A 14,881-nucleotide genomic window follows, 5' to 3' on the forward strand; every position below is an offset into this window, starting at 1 on the left:
CGACCGTTGGGACAGCAAATGGCCCGAGGCGGCCAAGCGCTCGGCGATTCGCTCGTCGCACTACATCCATTCGCGCAAGGGCACCATCGGCGCCCTGCGGCGGGTGGTGGAGCCCTTGGGCTACCTGATCGAGGTCCTGGAGTGGTGGCAAACGGTGCCAGAAGGCGTTCCGGGCACCTTCGCTATCAAGATCGGCGTACTCGAAACCGGCATCACAGAGGAGATGTACCAGGAGCTCACCTGGCTTGTGGATGACGCCCGGCCCGTCACTCGACACCTGACCGGAATGGCCATCAGCCTGGAGACCACCGGGGGATTCAACATCTTTGCCGGCTTTGCGGACGGGGACGAAATCGACGTGTATCCGCCCCTGCTGCGCGACATCGTCACCACCGGCGTCCTCGGCAATACCGGCCGCGAAGACTCAACCGACAGCGTCGACGTGTACCCGCCCACCTCGGGGGCCATTGCCCTGACTTGCTACATCGGCGCCCCTGGGCGTGAACATTCCATCGACTACCTGGACACCTACCCATGATCGACCCGAACAGTCAGTTTTTCGCAATTCTCACGGCGGCAGGTGAGGCCAAGCAGGCCAACGCCGATGCCCTGGGCATCCCCTGGAAGCTAACCGAGATGGGGGTGGGCGATGCCAACGGCACCGATCCAATCCCCGATCGGGCGCAAACCCGGCTGATCAACGAGCGCCGGCGCCGGCCGCTGAACAAGCTGTCGGTCGACCCGGCTAACCCGAACATCATCGTCGCCGAACAGATCATCCCGGCCGACGAGGGCGGCTGGTGGATTCGTGAGATTGGCCTGTATGACGCCGACGGCGCCCTGGTCGCAGTGGCGAACTGCGCCCCAAGTTACAAGCCGCTGATGTCCCAGGGTTCCGGCCGGACCCAGGTCGTGCGCATGAACTTCATCGTCTCCAGCGCGGCCAGCGTGGTGCTGAAAATCGATCCGGCCGTGGTGCTGGCCACCCGGCAATATGTCGATGACTCGATTGCTGATGCGGTTAATCGCCAGGATGCGAAAGCCTCGGTGCTGGTGGCGACCACGGGGCCAATCCAATTGGCCGGCACACCGACCATTGACGGGGTCCCGGTGCCGCTCGGCTCGCGGGTACTGGTGAAGGACCAGGCCCAGGGGAAAGACAACGGGATCTACCTCACGGCCGAGATCTGGAAGCGGGCCACCGATGCAGACAGCAGCACAAAGGTTACTCCGGGCCTGCTGGTGGCTGTCGAACAGGGCACCGCCAGCGCTGACACCCTGTGGCTGCTGGCCACGGATGGGCCGATTGTGTTGGGTACCACGCCGCTGGCGTTCAAGAGCGTGACCCAGGGCCTGGCGCCGATCAATTCGCCGGCGTTTACCGGGGGGCCGACTGCTCCGACTGCGGCGCAGTTTGATGCCAGTAAGACCCTGGCCACGACAGAGTTTGTGCAGCGAGCACTCGGAAATTTTGCCGGGCAATTCGGAGCCTCCACCAGTCAGACGCTGACGCTCGCCCAGGCCGGTTTACTTATCAATGCCAGCGGTACGGTCACACTCACGCTTCCAGCTGTCACCGCTCAAAACATCGGCGCGACGTATCAGATCAACAACGCCGGCAATGGTGTAGTGACTGTGCAGGCTGCGGCCGGACAGGCGCTCTACGGGGTGGGTAACTCAACACCAAGGACATTTGTTCTTGGATCGGGCGACACCGTGACGATCTCCTGTGTGGGCGCGGGGCAGTGGTATGGATGGGGGGGAATACAGCTTGGCTCATCGACGGCATTTGCGGCGTCCTTAGCATCTGTCGGTTATCAGAAGCTTCCCAGTGGCCTGATCGTTCAATGGGGCAACATACGAGTGGGTACAACCCCTACGACCTTTACCTACCCTATTGCTTTTCCAACCGCCGTTTTTAGCGTGCAGGTTTCGGCTTCGATTCCGCCGTCCATCGGCAGTACAACGCTTACCGGCGTACCGATAACAGCCCCGGCAAATGACGTGGGTGTGTATGTTTTTGCGGTTGGAAAGTAAGGAGGGAATCCATGTTTACATCTAAAACTACTCGCGGTTTTTACGACCCAACTATTCACCTTTCCATGCCCAAGGACGTAGTGAAGATTTCGGCTGAAAAATACGCCGAGCTGATGGCTGGCCAGCCGCAAGGCAAGGTCATTGACTGGGACAAAGACGGCTTCCCAGTGCTTACCGACCCACCGCCACCGAGCGCAGAGGACCTGGCGGGCGTTGAACGGGCATGGCGAGATCAGCAGTTGACTGAAACCGATGGCGTTGTAACTCGGCATCGCGACGAGCTGGAGGACGGCGCGGCCACAACCCTCACAGCCGAGCAGTACAGCCAGCTCCAAGCCTACCGCCGGGCTCTACGCGGCTGGCCCGAATCCGGCGAATTCCCGCTCAGCGAACACCGCCCACCGGCGCCCGTCTGGTTACCTGAGCACCTGTAACCCCCTCCCCTACAAGCCTGCGCGCTCGCTGATCCGGCGCGCGCGCGGCAGCCTGTGCACTGTCACTCCCAATCACTGCGCAGGCAAAACCCATGGCCGATTATCTACACGGCGTGCGGGTCCTCGAACTCAACGACGGCACCCGCCCCATTCGCACCATCCCCACCGCTGTTATCGGCCTGGTTTGCACTGCCGACGACGCCGACGCAACCACCTTCCCGCTCGACACCCCGGTCCTGTTGACCAACGTGCAGGCAGCCGTGGGCAAGGCCGGTACCAAGGGCACACTTCGCGCCTCGCTCCAGGCCATCGCCGACCAGACCAAGCCCTACACCATCGTGGTGCGGGTGAAAGAAGGCACCGATGAAGCCGCCACCAACAGCGCGCTGATCGGCACCACCACGGCCGAGGGCAAGTACACCGGCATGAAAGCCCTGCTCGCGGCCAAGGCCCGCGTCGGCATGGTGCCGCGCATCCTCGGCGTGCCAGGCCTCGACAGCCTGCCGGTGGCCACCGCCCTGGGCGCCATCGCCAAAGACCTACGCGGCTTCGCCTACGTCAGCGCCTGGAACTGCAAGACGAAAGAAGAAGTGGTCGCCTACCGCGAGAACTTCGGCGGTCGGGAAATGATGGTGATCTGGCCGGAGTTCCTGAACTTCGACACCGTGACGAGCAAGACCGTCAACGCCTCGGCCGTGGCCCGTGCACTGGGCCTGCGTGCGAAGATCGATCAGGAGACCGGCTGGCACAAGACCCTGTCCAACGTCCCAGTCAGCGGCGTGACGGGCATCAGCGCCGACGTGTTCTGGGACCTGCAGAACCCTGCTACCGATGCCAACTACCTCAACAGCAACGAGATCACCACGCTGATCAATGAGGGCGGCTTCCGCTTCTGGGGCAGTCGCACTTGCACCGACGATCCGCTGTTCGCGTTCGAGAACTACACCCGCACCGCGCAGATCCTGGCCGACACCATGGCCGCCGCGCACATGTGGGCCGTCGACAGGCCGCTCCACCCGTCCCTGGTGCGCGACATCATCGAAGGGGTCAACGCCAAGTTCCGGGAAATGGTCTCTCAGGGCTACCTGATCGGTGGCAGCTGCTGGTACCCGGACGACGCCAACGACAAGGACACCTTGAAGGCCGGCAAGCTGTTCCTCGACTACGACTACACGCCGGTGCCACCGCTGGAAGACCTGACCCTGCGGCAGCGGATCACTGACCGCTACCTCATGGACTTCGCCAGCAAGATCAACAGCTAACCAGGGGCTCCCGCACTAAGGGAGCCACCTCGTACCAGGACACCGGAGAACGCCGCCATGGCCCTGCCTCGCAAACTGAAAAACCTCAACCTGTTCAACGACGGCAACAGCTACCTGGGCGTGGCCCACTCGGTCACCCTGCCGCCCCTGGGCCGCAAGATGGAAGCCTACCGGGGCGGTGGCATGAACGGCCCGGTCAAGGCTGACCTGGGCTTCTCCGACGACGGCATCCAATTCGAATGGAAGACCGGCGGCCTGGATCTAATCGGCCTGCGCCAGTTCGGTTCGGTCAACGCGGCAGGGATCATGCTGCGCTTCTCCGGTGCCTTTCAGCAGGACGACACCGGCGACATCAGCTCGGTCGAGATCGTTGTCCGCGGCCGGCATGAGTCGATCGAGATGGGCGATGCCAAATCCGGCGAAGACACCGAGCACAGCATCAAGACCACCTGCAGCTACTACAAGCTGACCGTGGACAACGAGGAGATCATCGAGATCGACCTGCTCAACTTCATCGAGAAGGTCGCGGGCAAGGACATGCTAGACAAGCAGCGCACTGCCCTCGGCATCTGACCCCTTCGCCCGTCGCCGGGCGACTAACCCTGCAACCAGGAGCACCATCCCATGAGCACCAAAGACACCACCCAAGCCATCCCCGAAGCCGAGAACAACACCGTGGTTCTCGACACGCCGATCAGCCGCGGCAACAGCACCGTCGACACCATCACCTTGCGCAAGCCCCAGGCGGGCGAGCTGCGCGGTGTGAACCTGGTCGAGTTGCTGAACATGGACGTCGCCTCGCTGATCAAGATCCTGCCGCGAATCAGCACCCCGAGCCTCACCTCCCCCGAGGCCGCGGCAATGGACCCCGCCGACCTGCTGGAATGCGGCAGCAAGATCGCTGGTTTTTTATTGCGCAAGTCGGTGAAGACGGAAGTATCCCTCATCGCGTAGAGGACGCCATGGCCGACCTGGCCGTGGTTTTTCACTGGGCACCGGCTGACATGGACCAGCTGGACCTGCAGGAACTGATGGACTGGCGCGAGCGCGCCAGGGTACGGAGCTCCAACGATGGCGAATGACCTCAAGCTGCAGGTGTTGCTCAACGCCATTGATAAGGCCAGCGGCCCTCTGAAAAAGATCAGCGCGAGTAGCCTGGAGAGCGCCCGCGCTATCAAGCAGGCCCGTGAACGCCTGAAAGAACTGAGCAGTCAACAAAAGGATGTCAGCGCCTGGCGTACTCAGCGCACCGCAGCAGACCAAACCAAGCAGGCCCTCGACTCTGCGCGTGAACGGGTCAAGGCCCTCAGCCAGCAGTTTGCCGCAACCGGTGCCCCCACCCGGGCGATGACCCGGGATATGCGTTCGGCGATCCAGGAAGCCCAGCGGCTCAAGCAACAGCATCAGCAGCAGAGCCAGCAGCTCCAGGGGCTGCGCTCGAAACTCTATGGCGCCGGTATCAGCACCAAAGATCTGGGGAACCACGAACGCCAGCTCCGAGAACAGATCGGCGCCACCAATGCCACCATCGGCGAGCAGACCAGGCGTCTGCGCCTCCTCAGTTCTCAGCAAGCGCATACCGCAAAAACCAAGGCCTCGCTCAAGCACTCCTATGACCGCCGCAAGCAGTTTGCTGGTGATGCCGCTATGAGCGGAGCAGCGGGCATGGGTGTTGGTTACGGCATTGGTCGCGGCTTATACGCCCCGTTGCAGGAAGGAAAGAGCTTTGCCCTTGAGGAACAGCGTGTTGCGGCGCTGGGATTAGGAAAAGAGGACACCAGCAAGGCCATACAGTTTGCAAAGGAGATGAAGACCTATGGCACCAGCGTTACCGAGAACCTGACGCTGGTCCGGGATGCCATGACGGTGTTTGCAGATGAGCACGAAGCCGAAATGGTTGCTCCGACTCTCGCGAAAATGAAGTTCGCAAACCACGCAATATATGGCGAAGAAGAAGGCGCTGAGAACGAACGCAAATTCATGGACATGCTCAAGGTCATTGAGCTGCGCGGCGGCCTGGCCAGTAAAGAAGCCTTCATCAAGCAAGCTGATATCGTGCAGCGCGTGCTGACCGCCACCGGTGGTCGTGTGGGACCGAGTGAATGGCTTCAACTCATAGGGAGAGGTGGAGTCGCAGCTAAAGGCATCAAAGACGAGGCCTTTTACTATCAACTAGAGCCACTGGTACAGGAGATGAAAGGTGCTGCGGTAGGCGTGGGAATGATGAGTGCCTACTCCAACATTTACCAGGGACGAACTACCAAGCGCGCAGCCAACAACCTAGAAGCGCTGGGCCTTGTTGACCCCAAAAAAGTTAAACACGACAAGGCCGGACAACTTGCCTTTCTCGATGTTGGCGCGATCAAAGGCAGCGAGATCTTCCAGGAAAACCAATTCGAGTGGCTAGAGAAGATTCTGCTCCCCCAATTGAAGGCCAAAGGCATCACCGAGAAAAAACAGATCCTAGATACCATCGGCAGTATTTTTTCCAACCGCACAGCATCGAACTTGTTTTCTCAGATGTACCTGCAGCGCGAGCAGATACATAAGAATGCCAAGCTCAATTCCGGTGCCGATGGTATCGATCAACTATACGAGAAGGGACTCAACAGTGCCCAAGGGCAGGAACTTGAGCTCCTGGCGCAGCGGGCAAACGCTTACAGGGAAATGAGCGTCGCCATTCTGCCAACCTATGTCGAAGCCCTGAAAACCATCACCGAGGCCATCAAAAATATCACTGCATGGATGAAGGAGAACCCGGCCGCGGCCTCAGCGATGCTGAAAACACTGATGGTCGTCGGAGTACTGGCGGCTGCATTCGGAACGTTAGCCCTGGCACTGGCCAGCTTTGTTGGTCCTTTCGCAGTGATCAACTACGGATTGGGTCTCTTCGGAGTCAAAGCGGCGGGGGCTGGTGGAGTTATGCAGCGCTTGTTTCCGACAGTAGCCGGGCTCGCTCGTAATGCCCTGCCAATGCTTGGGCAAGGTGTGAAGCTGCTTGCGGGCCTTATGAGCGGCGTACTGATGACTGCTATCCGAGGTATTGGCGTCGCTCTGATGGGGCTCGCAGCCAATCCGATTGCCCTGGCCATCGCAGCCATAGTCGTAGCCGTCGCAGGTGCGGCATACCTGATTTACAAGAACTGGGATGCAGTGAAGGCCTATGTGATAGGGCTGTGGAACGAGATTAAGGCCGGCTTCTCCGGGGGCATCGGCGGCATCATCACGGTGCTGACCAACTTCACGCCAATTGGCATCATCTACCGGGCCTTCGCCGAGGTTCTGAACTACCTGGGCCTGGATCTGCCGACCCGCTTTACCGAGTTCGGCAGCATGATCATCAACGGCCTGGTCAACGGTCTGATGAGCGGCCTGGGCGCAGTCAAGCAGACCATCACAGCAATCGGCGACTCAACCATCGGCTGGTTCAAGGAAAAGCTCGACATCCACAGCCCATCGCGGGTGTTCGCCGAGCTCGGCGGCTTCACCATGGCCGGCCTGGCCCAGGGCCTCGAGGCCGGCCAGCAGGGGCCGCTCAACGCCGTGAACGACCTGAGTCGCAAGCTGACCTCCGCAGGCAGCATGGGCCTGGGCATCGCCGCGCTGCCGAACCTGTCGGTGGACACCCGCGCGCCCATTAGCCCCACCGCGGTGGCCACCTACGACAGCCACGACACCTACGAAATCAACATCCACACCACCCCTGGCATGGATGCCGTCGCGATTGGCCGCGTCGTCCGGGCCGAGCTGGCCCGCATTGAGAGCGAGAAAGGCGCTCGCAAGCGCAGCAAACTCGCTGACCTGGAGTAACCGCCATGATGATGGCCTTGGGAATGTTCGTCTTCAGCCTGTCCACCGCTGCCTACCAGGAGCTACAGAGGCAAACCGAATGGCGGCACGTCAGCAGTACCCGGATTGGCGCCGCGCCGGCCCGCCAGTTCGTCGGCCGTGGTGACGACTCGATCACCCTGCCTGGCGTGATCCTGCCAGAACTTGCCGGCTCGGTTCTCAGCCTCGACACCTTGCGGCTCATGGCGAACACTGGGAAGGCCTGGCCGATGGTCGAGGGCAGCGGCCGGATCTACGGTCTGTGGGTGATCGAAAGCCTGAGCGAGACCAAGACGATTTTCTTCAGGGACGGTACACCACGGCGCCTGGAGTTCACCTTGAGCCTCAAGCGTATCGATGACGACCGGATCGACCTGCTCGGCGCCGCCGCCAGCACCGGCGTCAATATCTTGAGGATGCTGCTGTGATCGATGCTGCCCTCGCCCGGGTGACGGGATTTGTCGAAGACGCCGTAGACCGGTACCGCCGCGAGGCCTCCTATCCGGTACCGGCATTCCGCATTACGGTCGATGGAAACGATATCGCCCAGCTCATCAGCCCGCGTCTGATCAGCCTGCAGCTGACCGACAACCGCGGCATCGAGGCCGATCAACTCAGCATCACCTTGAGCGACCACGACGGGCTGCTGACCATCCCCCCCAAGGGCGCTGTGCTGCGTTTGTGGCTAGGTTGGAGTGATACGGGCCTGGTAGACAAGGGCACCTACACCGTCGACGAGACTGAGCACAGTGGCGCGCCGGATGTGCTCAGCATCCGGGCGCGCTCTGCCGATCTGCGCAAGGGGTTGAAGACCAAGCGCGAACGGAACTGGAGCAACTCGACCCTGGGCGACGTCCTGGGCGACATCGCCATCGGCAACGGCCTTACCGCGACCATTGCCGGTGCCCTGGATGGATTGCCTATCCTCCAGTTGGACCAGGTCAACGAGTCGGACGCCAACCTGATCAGCCGGATCGGCGAGGAGTTCGACGCGGTGATCACCGTCAAGGCTGGCTGCCTGATGTGCCTCCCTGCTGGTGGTGGCAAGACCGCCAGCGGTCTGGATCTACCACACATCACCCTGGTCCGGGCCGACGGCGACCAGCATCGCTACCTGCTGGCCGACCGCGACAGCTACGACGGTGTGCGGGCCTATTTCTACGACGTGAACAGCGCAAAAAAACAGGAGGCCATCGCCGGCGGCGGCGACAACCTCAAGGACCTGCGTCACACCTACAGCGACCGCCAGTCCGCCCTGCGCGCCGCCCGGGCCGAGTTCAACCGCCTGCAACGCGGCAGCGCCACCCTGAGCTACACCCTGGCCGTGGGCCGCCCGGATCTGATCCCCGAGCTGACCTATACCCTGGAAGGTGTGAAGCCCGAGATCGATGCGATTATCTGGTACGGCGGCAACGTACAGCACAACCTCAGCGCCGACAGCGGCTACACAGTCAGTCTGGAGCTTGAAAGTAAGCTACCCGAGGACACCGTCGAAGGGCTGGCTGAGGAGAATCGGCAGGATTACACCGGGATCATCGCTTACTACCGCGACGAGAAAACAGGAAAGGAAAAGACCAGGACGGCCGGTGATCAAACAAAACCCAAGCGATTACGCTGGCTCTATGCCAACAAGCACACGGCAAAACGAGCAGTAGATCGGGAATGGAAGCGACTGCAAATGGCGAAAGCCGAGGTGGAAGCCCCCTTGAGCAGCAAGTCAAACATGTAGTGAGAATTTACTCTGCAAACAGGAAGACAGTGGTCCCGCCACCATCTCGAGTAAATGCCTGGCACTCAATAGCCAAATCATTTTGCTCGTTTGCTGCAATTTCACTCTCGTCCTGAAGGGCATCATTCCGGCACTGCTTCGCGGCCTTGATTAGATCACCTGCTTTTCGTTTAGACACAAGACCGCCGGCACGACCAACAAGCTCATAAAATGCCGAATCAGGAGTAGAGCCATCCCACACAACCGCGATATTTGGATTCACCAAGCCACAGCTAACGGATAACGTGATGTGAGAGCCGCTTCGAAACTCAGTGGTTTGACCACTATTCGATTGGCTGGATTGAGATAGATGGCGTTCTTGCTTGAGCGCCGAAAGAACTCGATCACACTCAAAGCCGGAAGCGTTCGCAGTTCCTGCGAACCATGCAAAACTAACTGCAACCAGCAAAGAAAAGTGAGTGTTCATATCTGTCCTTGATTCTGATGTAGCTGTGTCCGCAAAAGGTTAAGCCGGACGCTTAGCAGCCTCAAGCGCTTCCGTGAGTTCCTTTAGGCGCTGCTCTATATCCCTTATGCGTTTCTTTTCTTCAGCAGCGCTTTGTATTTCCCTTCTGGCGTCTACTTCTAGTGATCGATACAGGGCAAGAATTGCCTCTTCCTCTGGATTGATCGTGGCTGGTTCTACGCCTTGAGCAGAATTGCCCCTCAGCATTACCCCTTCCCCAGCTAGCAGCCAATCAAGAGATACACCCTCGGCCTCGCTGACTTTTACGCATAATGCATAAGGTATGGTTTGCCGACTACGCCAACTGCCTAGCGTCTGTCTATTGACGCCTAGCTTACGAGCCAGCTCGCTGTCGCTGCCAACAGAGAAGACCGTCATTAGCCGCTCGAGCACAGCATCCAAAGAGTTCTTATGCATTAAGAGTAAATACCGCTTGATTTATTCAATTCGAAGAAATAGGCTTATGCGCAATGAGTACATCTTAACCAAATAGGAACACCCCAACCATGAGCGAAGCCTTGGAGAAATGCCAGATCCAAGCCCGGCTGATTGAGCGCGGCAGCAATTTCCGCAAGTTCGCAATCAGTCATGGCTACGAGGTAAGGACTGTGACGCAAGCGGTGCAACGCTGGGCCGGCCACAAAGCATTGCCTCAGGGGCGACTCACATTTCAGATCCTTAGGGATCTGTCCCGTGCAATAGAAATAGAGGTACTGCCAGGAATCCTCGCTGAAACCTTCGACCAGCCCACTACACGGGCTTTGTAAATTCACTTTAGGTGCGAAGGCTCCAGGGGGAAACCAGAAGATGAAACGCCCGGTTCTAGTGACCAAGCGACAGGTAATGAGCGCGGTAATCTGCGATTACCCCGGCGGTCGCGAGTGTGCCGCAGCCCGCCTCGGCTACGAGCTCAAGAAGTTCGACAACCACGTTTACGAGAACGCCGGCAGCCGGCCGCTCAGCGATGAACAAATCCACCTACTGGAGCAGGACTCCGGCACGACTCATTTGCCCGAGTACATCGCCAGCCTCTACGGCGGCATGTTCGTGCCCCTGGCCAAGCCTGAAACCCTGGACAACATCGACCTCTACAGCCGTTCGGTGAATGCCGCTGCCAAGCGAGGCTATGTCGATCAGATCATCGCCAAGGCGTTGGACGACGGCGTTATCGAGCCTGGGGAGGCCGAGGCCATCCTTGCCGCACATCACCGCTACATGGCAGCGCGTCATTCTGAGGTGTTGGCCACGATCCTACTGCACAGCAAGGAGCGCCAGCATTGAGCACCTACAAACTGGTCTGCCCTCACTGCCTGAGCCGTATGCGCATCCGCACCAGCGAAGGCACCCACATATTCCTGCGCGTGGCTTACCTGCAATGCACCAACGAGGCGTGCGGCTGGTCTGTACGGGCCGAATTCACAATGACCCACGAAATGAGCCCCAGCGGCATGGCCAATCCCGCCGTGCGCCTGCCCATCGCAGACATCGCCCTGCGCCGGGCCGCGATGCGGGCCACCAACGATCAACCCGACCTGCTCGATCAACTGGAAATGGAGTGCGCGCGATGAATCACCAACAACTGCCCCACGACTACCGCAGCAGCATGCAACGGGCGGCCTACGCCTACCTGCAGCGCCATGAGGCGCAGTACCTGGTGGATTCGGATCTGCTGTACGACAGCTGCGTCCGCCACCTGACCACCGCCCTGGAAGTACCAGTGTTCATGGCCCAGCAACTGGTGCACAACGCCTGGACCGACCTGCAGGTCGCCAACCAGCGCAAGTGGATAGGTGTGGACTGGAGCAGCAGCCCTGGCGGCACCGTTGTGCACCTGATCGATATCCGGGCCGGCCTGCGCTACCCGGTACCGGCAAGGCTGCTACCGCAGGCCCTGCTCGACAAGCGCGACCCAGCGCACAAGCACCACCCTCGATAACCCCCGTTTAAAACACCCGCCCTGCCCCGCTTCCCGTGGGTTTGGGTGAGCTTTGCCCGAAATCCGAGGTGGACCATGGAAATCGACATCGACATCACCGCAAAACTGCCCCGTGGCCAGGCCGAAGCGCTGCTCCAGGCGCTACGTGCCGACTACAGCGCCCAGTTCAACGAGCACTGGTATGACGACCGCTTTCGCATGATCCCCGCGGGTTTGCGGCATGGCTCGCTACTCGCGGCCTTTCCTGTGATGGCCGCACAGAAACGCCTGATCGGCGCCCTTAAACACAGTCTCGGCGAAGGGAAGTAACCCGATGAACCTGCAAGACCAATTCCCCCCTGTGGAGCCGCTGCTGTGAACCGCAAGGCTGTGAACCGCAAACCCATGGAAAACCAGATCCGCTACGACGTAATCCAGCGCCTGGAAGCCGACTATGGCCTGCAACATATGGCCAACACCAAGTACATGCGCAAAGGGACCTGCCCCCAGTGCAACCAGCGCCGGTTGTTCTCGCGCTACGACGAGCCCTGGTTTATCCGCTGCGGTCGAGAACAAAACTGCAAGTACATGGCGCCGACCAAGGAGCTGTATCCCGACCTGTTCGACGACTGGAGCAAGCGTGCCCCTTCCACCAATGACAACCCGACAGCCAGTGCCAAGGCCTACCTGACCTATGCCCGCGGCTTTCGTCTGGAGTTGATCACCGGTTGGTTCACCCAGGAGAACTATTTCGATCGCGAGTTGAACATCGGCTCTGCGACTGTTCGCTTTCCCCTTGACCACGGTGGCTACTGGGAGCGTCTGATCGACCAGCCGGCGCGATTCGGCAAGAAGAAAGCCCGGTTCCAGCCCGGACAGAGCTACAAGGGTTACTGGTGGTGCCCGCCGTGCGTGGATATGCTGCAGGTCGACGAGCTCTGGATCGTCGAGGGCATCTTCGACGCCATTGCGCTGATCCATAACGGCATATCAGCGGTGGCGGCCCTGTCTTCAAATGCCTTTCCTGAGGAGTCGCTCAAGGCCCTGATTGCAGCCAGGGCGGGCCGGCCGCCCAAACTGGTTTGGGCGCTGGACAACGAATCAGGCGCGCATCAATACACCAGAACCTGGGTCAAGCGTGCGCGCGAGCTGGGGTTCATCTGCGAGGCGGCCCAGATCCCACAACCCGACGCCCGCAAGGTCGACTGGAACGACCTGCATCAGCGCTGGGACTTCATCGAGGATGAAGCCGAGCGAACACACCGGATCGACAAGGATCTCACCGAAGCCCGCCACCATGGCGCCCTGCTGATCGCTGAAAGCGCTACGGACAAGGCGCTGCTCATGTACCAGTGGCGCGAGCGCGAGGAGTTCCACTTCTGCTTTGACTCGCGCCTGTACTGGTGGAAGTTGGATCTCGCCAAATTCAATAGTGCCAAACAGGCCCTGGAGAAAAGCGACGACCAGGACGCCCAGGTCCTTAACGAAAAACAATTGCGGGAGAAGGCGCTGAACGTCGCAGGCTGCGTCGTAGAAATCGCCAACTGCTACCCCAAGGCCCTCTACTTCCAGCGCAACGAGATCACGGACGAGTCCTGGTACTTCTTTCGGGTCGACTTCCCACACGACGGCGGCTCAGTCAAGAACACCTTCACTGGTGCCCAGGTCGCTGCCGCCAGCGAATTCAAGAAACGCCTACTCGGGATGGCTGCCGGTGCTGTGTTCACCGGCAGCGGTCAGCAGTTGGACAAGCTCATGAAGGACCAGCTGTTCGGCATCAAGACCGTTCAGACCATCGATTACGTGGGTTACAGCAAGGAATACGGCTGTTACATCTTCAACGACATTGCCGTGCGCGAAGGCCAACTCATCAGCATCAACGAGGAGGAATTCTTCGAAATGGGCAAGCTCAAGCTGAAGTCGTTGCAAAAGGGCGTGAAAATCAACCTGACCAAGGACAACAAGAACTACGACTCGCGCTGGCTGGGCCTGCTCTGGCAGTGCTTTGGTACTCAGGGAATCGTGGCGCTGGCCTTCTGGTTCGGTTCCCTGTTCGCCGAGCAGATCCGCAGCCGCTACCAGTCGTTCCCGTTCCTGGAAGCCACAGGCGAAGCCGGTGCCGGCAAGACCACCTTGCTAACCCTGCTGTGGAAGTTGCTGGGACGCGAGGGCTATGAGGGGTTCGACCCGTCCAAGTCCACCAAAGCCGGCCGTAGCCGCCTGATGGGCCAGGTATCAGGCATGCCCATCGTTCTGCTGGAGTCCGACCGCAGCGGCGACGACAAGGCACATGCCAAAACCTTCGAATGGGACGAGCTCAAGGATTACTTCGGCGGCGGCACCCTGGCGACCAAAGGCGTCAAGACCGCCGGCAACGAAACCTACGAGCCCCCGTTCCGCGGCACCATCGCCATCAGCCAGAACGCCCCTGTGGTGGCCTCCGAAGCGATCATGACCAGGATCGTCAAGCTGCACTTCGTTCGCCCCAACGTCACCCCCGAAAGCCGGGCCGCGGCCGACCTGCTGAATTCCCTGGATGGTTCGACCTTGAGCAATTTCCTGCTCCAGGCCGTGCGCAAAGAACAGGAAATCCTGGAACTGCTCGGCCAGCGCCTCCCGGGCTACGAGGCGAAGCTGCGCGCTCTCCACTCCCACTGTTTCGCTTGCGATACCCCGTTCCGCGACGAGGAAAGCGCCTGTAAGCATTGCGGCAACAGCATGCGCGGTTACATCCGCGTCGAGCGGATCAACAAGAACCATGCACAGCTACTCGCCCTTCTGGATTGCTTGCAGACCGTTGTGTCGCTCAGCGATCAACAAATCAGCGGCACCCGCGCGCTGATCATCAGCATGGCTATCGAACGCCAAGCCTCGATCAGCTCCGATCATCCGGTGGTGGCTGAATTCTGGGAGGTCTACGAGTACCTCGAAGGTCTCGACGCCGATGGGCCGGTGGTCAATCACAGCAAGAACGAAAGCGTGATCGCCATCAACCTCAACGACTTCGTGAAGGTGGCCACCGAGCACCGCCAGAAGATCGCTGACATCGGAGAGCTGCGGGACCGCTTGAAAGACTCCCGGTCCCGGAAGCTGCTCCACCCAAACAAATCGACTGATAGCGCTGTTCGTGCCTATCAGGCTCGCAGTACCAACGCCGTTACCGCAAAGCAA

General features: G+C 60.1%; 18 protein-coding genes. 16 read left to right on the forward strand and 2 right to left on the reverse strand.

The features are described from left to right. From CAG11_RS32520 to CAG11_RS32565, 10 genes are all read left to right on the forward strand, one after another. Positions 1-538, forward strand: a 538-nt coding sequence (locus CAG11_RS32520) for a phage tail protein I (protein ID WP_085600742.1), incomplete at its 5' end; no start/stop codon positions are given. Continuing rightward, a complete protein-coding gene (locus CAG11_RS32525) occupies positions 535-2,037 on the forward strand; it encodes a phage tail protein (protein WP_085600743.1) in 1,503 nt (500 codons plus the stop codon). The genes CAG11_RS32520 and CAG11_RS32525, both read left to right, overlap by 4 nt. Before the next feature lie 11 nt (positions 2,038-2,048). Next, positions 2,049-2,471 carry a tail fiber assembly protein gene (locus CAG11_RS32530; RefSeq protein ID WP_085600745.1) on the forward strand — a complete coding sequence of 141 codons (423 nt, stop codon included), beginning with the start codon at positions 2,049-2,051 and terminating at the stop codon, positions 2,469-2,471. Between the two features lie 92 nt (positions 2,472-2,563). After that, the gene (locus CAG11_RS32535) at positions 2,564-3,733 is read left to right on the forward strand and encodes a phage tail sheath protein (protein ID WP_085600747.1); all 1,170 of its coding nucleotides are present in this window, start codon (positions 2,564-2,566) and stop codon (positions 3,731-3,733) included. A 57-nt stretch (positions 3,734-3,790) separates the two neighbouring features. After that, on the forward strand, positions 3,791-4,306 hold the full coding sequence (locus tag CAG11_RS32540; protein WP_085600749.1) for a phage major tail tube protein: 516 nt from the start codon (positions 3,791-3,793) through the stop codon (positions 4,304-4,306). 51 nt (positions 4,307-4,357) lie between these two features. Next, complete coding sequence (locus tag CAG11_RS32545; protein ID WP_085600751.1) at positions 4,358-4,687, forward strand: phage tail assembly protein; 330 nt, start codon at positions 4,358-4,360, stop codon at positions 4,685-4,687. An 8-nt stretch (positions 4,688-4,695) separates the two neighbouring features. Further along, positions 4,696-4,815, forward strand: a complete 120-nt coding sequence (locus CAG11_RS32550) for a GpE family phage tail protein (RefSeq protein WP_085600753.1) — start codon at positions 4,696-4,698, stop codon at positions 4,813-4,815. Next, complete coding sequence (locus CAG11_RS32555; RefSeq protein ID WP_085600754.1) at positions 4,805-7,543, forward strand: phage tail tape measure protein; 2,739 nt, start codon at positions 4,805-4,807, stop codon at positions 7,541-7,543. The genes CAG11_RS32550 and CAG11_RS32555 overlap by 11 nt, the downstream gene beginning before the upstream one ends. 5 nt (positions 7,544-7,548) lie before the next feature. Beyond that, positions 7,549-7,989 (forward strand): phage tail protein, encoded by a 441-nt coding sequence (locus CAG11_RS32560; RefSeq protein WP_085600756.1) that lies wholly within the window; start codon positions 7,549-7,551, stop codon positions 7,987-7,989. Beyond that, positions 7,986-9,290, forward strand: a complete 1,305-nt coding sequence (locus CAG11_RS32565; protein ID WP_085600758.1) for a phage late control D family protein — start codon at positions 7,986-7,988, stop codon at positions 9,288-9,290. Before CAG11_RS32560 ends, CAG11_RS32565 begins: the two co-directional genes overlap by 4 nt. Positions 9,291-9,297: 7 nt before the next feature. Here CAG11_RS32565 and CAG11_RS33585 read toward each other — a convergent pair whose 3' ends face one another. Both CAG11_RS33585 and CAG11_RS32570 read right to left on the reverse strand, forming a co-directional pair. Next, positions 9,298-9,756 carry a hypothetical protein gene (locus CAG11_RS33585; RefSeq protein ID WP_143494875.1) on the reverse strand — a complete coding sequence of 153 codons (459 nt, stop codon included), beginning with the start codon at positions 9,754-9,756 and terminating at the stop codon, positions 9,298-9,300. 39 nt (positions 9,757-9,795) lie between these two features. Beyond that, positions 9,796-10,212: a helix-turn-helix domain-containing protein gene (locus tag CAG11_RS32570; RefSeq protein WP_085600760.1), complete on the reverse strand. Its 417-nt coding sequence runs from the start codon at positions 10,210-10,212 to the stop codon at positions 9,796-9,798. Between the two features lie 89 nt (positions 10,213-10,301). On the opposite strand from CAG11_RS32570, the gene CAG11_RS32575 reads away from it, so the two are divergent. The 6 genes from CAG11_RS32575 to CAG11_RS32600 form a co-directional block, all read left to right on the forward strand. Then, positions 10,302-10,562, forward strand: coding sequence for a hypothetical protein (locus CAG11_RS32575; RefSeq protein ID WP_371857945.1), 261 nt, complete (start codon positions 10,302-10,304; stop codon positions 10,560-10,562). A 40-nt stretch (positions 10,563-10,602) separates the two neighbouring features. Next, entirely contained in the window at positions 10,603-11,076 is a 474-nt protein-coding gene (locus CAG11_RS32580; RefSeq protein ID WP_085600762.1) for a YmfL family putative regulatory protein, read from the forward strand. Continuing rightward, a complete protein-coding gene (locus tag CAG11_RS32585) occupies positions 11,073-11,363 on the forward strand; it encodes an ogr/Delta-like zinc finger family protein (protein WP_085600764.1) in 291 nt (96 codons plus the stop codon). The genes CAG11_RS32580 and CAG11_RS32585 overlap by 4 nt, the downstream gene beginning before the upstream one ends. Then, a complete protein-coding gene (locus CAG11_RS32590; protein ID WP_085600766.1) occupies positions 11,360-11,731 on the forward strand; it encodes a hypothetical protein in 372 nt (123 codons plus the stop codon). Before CAG11_RS32585 ends, CAG11_RS32590 begins: the two co-directional genes overlap by 4 nt. A gap of 75 nt (positions 11,732-11,806) precedes the next feature. Next, positions 11,807-12,040 (forward strand): hypothetical protein, encoded by a 234-nt coding sequence (locus CAG11_RS32595; RefSeq protein WP_085600768.1) that lies wholly within the window; start codon positions 11,807-11,809, stop codon positions 12,038-12,040. A 75-nt stretch (positions 12,041-12,115) separates the two neighbouring features. Continuing rightward, positions 12,116-14,881 (forward strand): toprim domain-containing protein (locus tag CAG11_RS32600; RefSeq protein ID WP_256579931.1); only part of this gene is annotated, 2,766 nt, incomplete at its 3' end.

Source organism: Pseudomonas sp. B6(2017) (assembly GCF_002112765.1).
In the GTDB taxonomy this organism is placed as follows: Bacteria; Pseudomonadota; Gammaproteobacteria; order Pseudomonadales; family Pseudomonadaceae; genus Aquipseudomonas; species Aquipseudomonas piscis.

Bases quoted from the DNA above. Each gene is read 5' to 3' on its own strand.
- CAG11_RS32550 (WP_085600753.1), top strand. From the start codon at position 4,696: ATGGCCGACCTGGCCGTGGTTTTTCACTGGGCACCGGCTGACATGGAC.
- CAG11_RS32545 (WP_085600751.1), top strand. From the start codon at position 4,358: ATGAGCACCAAAGACACCACCCAAGCCATCCCCGAAGCCGAGAACAAC.
- CAG11_RS32540 (WP_085600749.1), top strand. From the start codon at position 3,791: ATGGCCCTGCCTCGCAAACTGAAAAACCTCAACCTGTTCAACGACGGC.
- CAG11_RS32560 (WP_085600756.1), top strand. From the start codon at position 7,549: ATGATGATGGCCTTGGGAATGTTCGTCTTCAGCCTGTCCACCGCTGCC.
- CAG11_RS32580 (WP_085600762.1), top strand. From the start codon at position 10,603: ATGAAACGCCCGGTTCTAGTGACCAAGCGACAGGTAATGAGCGCGGTA.
- CAG11_RS32575 (WP_371857945.1), top strand. From the start codon at position 10,302: ATGAGCGAAGCCTTGGAGAAATGCCAGATCCAAGCCCGGCTGATTGAG.
- CAG11_RS32555 (WP_085600754.1), top strand. From the start codon at position 4,805: ATGGCGAATGACCTCAAGCTGCAGGTGTTGCTCAACGCCATTGATAAG.
- CAG11_RS32530 (WP_085600745.1), top strand. From the start codon at position 2,049: ATGTTTACATCTAAAACTACTCGCGGTTTTTACGACCCAACTATTCAC.
- CAG11_RS32535 (WP_085600747.1), top strand. From the start codon at position 2,564: ATGGCCGATTATCTACACGGCGTGCGGGTCCTCGAACTCAACGACGGC.
- CAG11_RS32595 (WP_085600768.1), top strand. From the start codon at position 11,807: ATGGAAATCGACATCGACATCACCGCAAAACTGCCCCGTGGCCAGGCC.
- CAG11_RS32590 (WP_085600766.1), top strand. From the start codon at position 11,360: ATGAATCACCAACAACTGCCCCACGACTACCGCAGCAGCATGCAACGG.
- CAG11_RS32570 (WP_085600760.1), bottom strand. From the start codon at position 10,212: ATGCATAAGAACTCTTTGGATGCTGTGCTCGAGCGGCTAATGACGGTC.
- CAG11_RS33585 (WP_143494875.1), bottom strand. From the start codon at position 9,756: ATGAACACTCACTTTTCTTTGCTGGTTGCAGTTAGTTTTGCATGGTTC.
- CAG11_RS32525 (WP_085600743.1), top strand. From the start codon at position 535: ATGATCGACCCGAACAGTCAGTTTTTCGCAATTCTCACGGCGGCAGGT.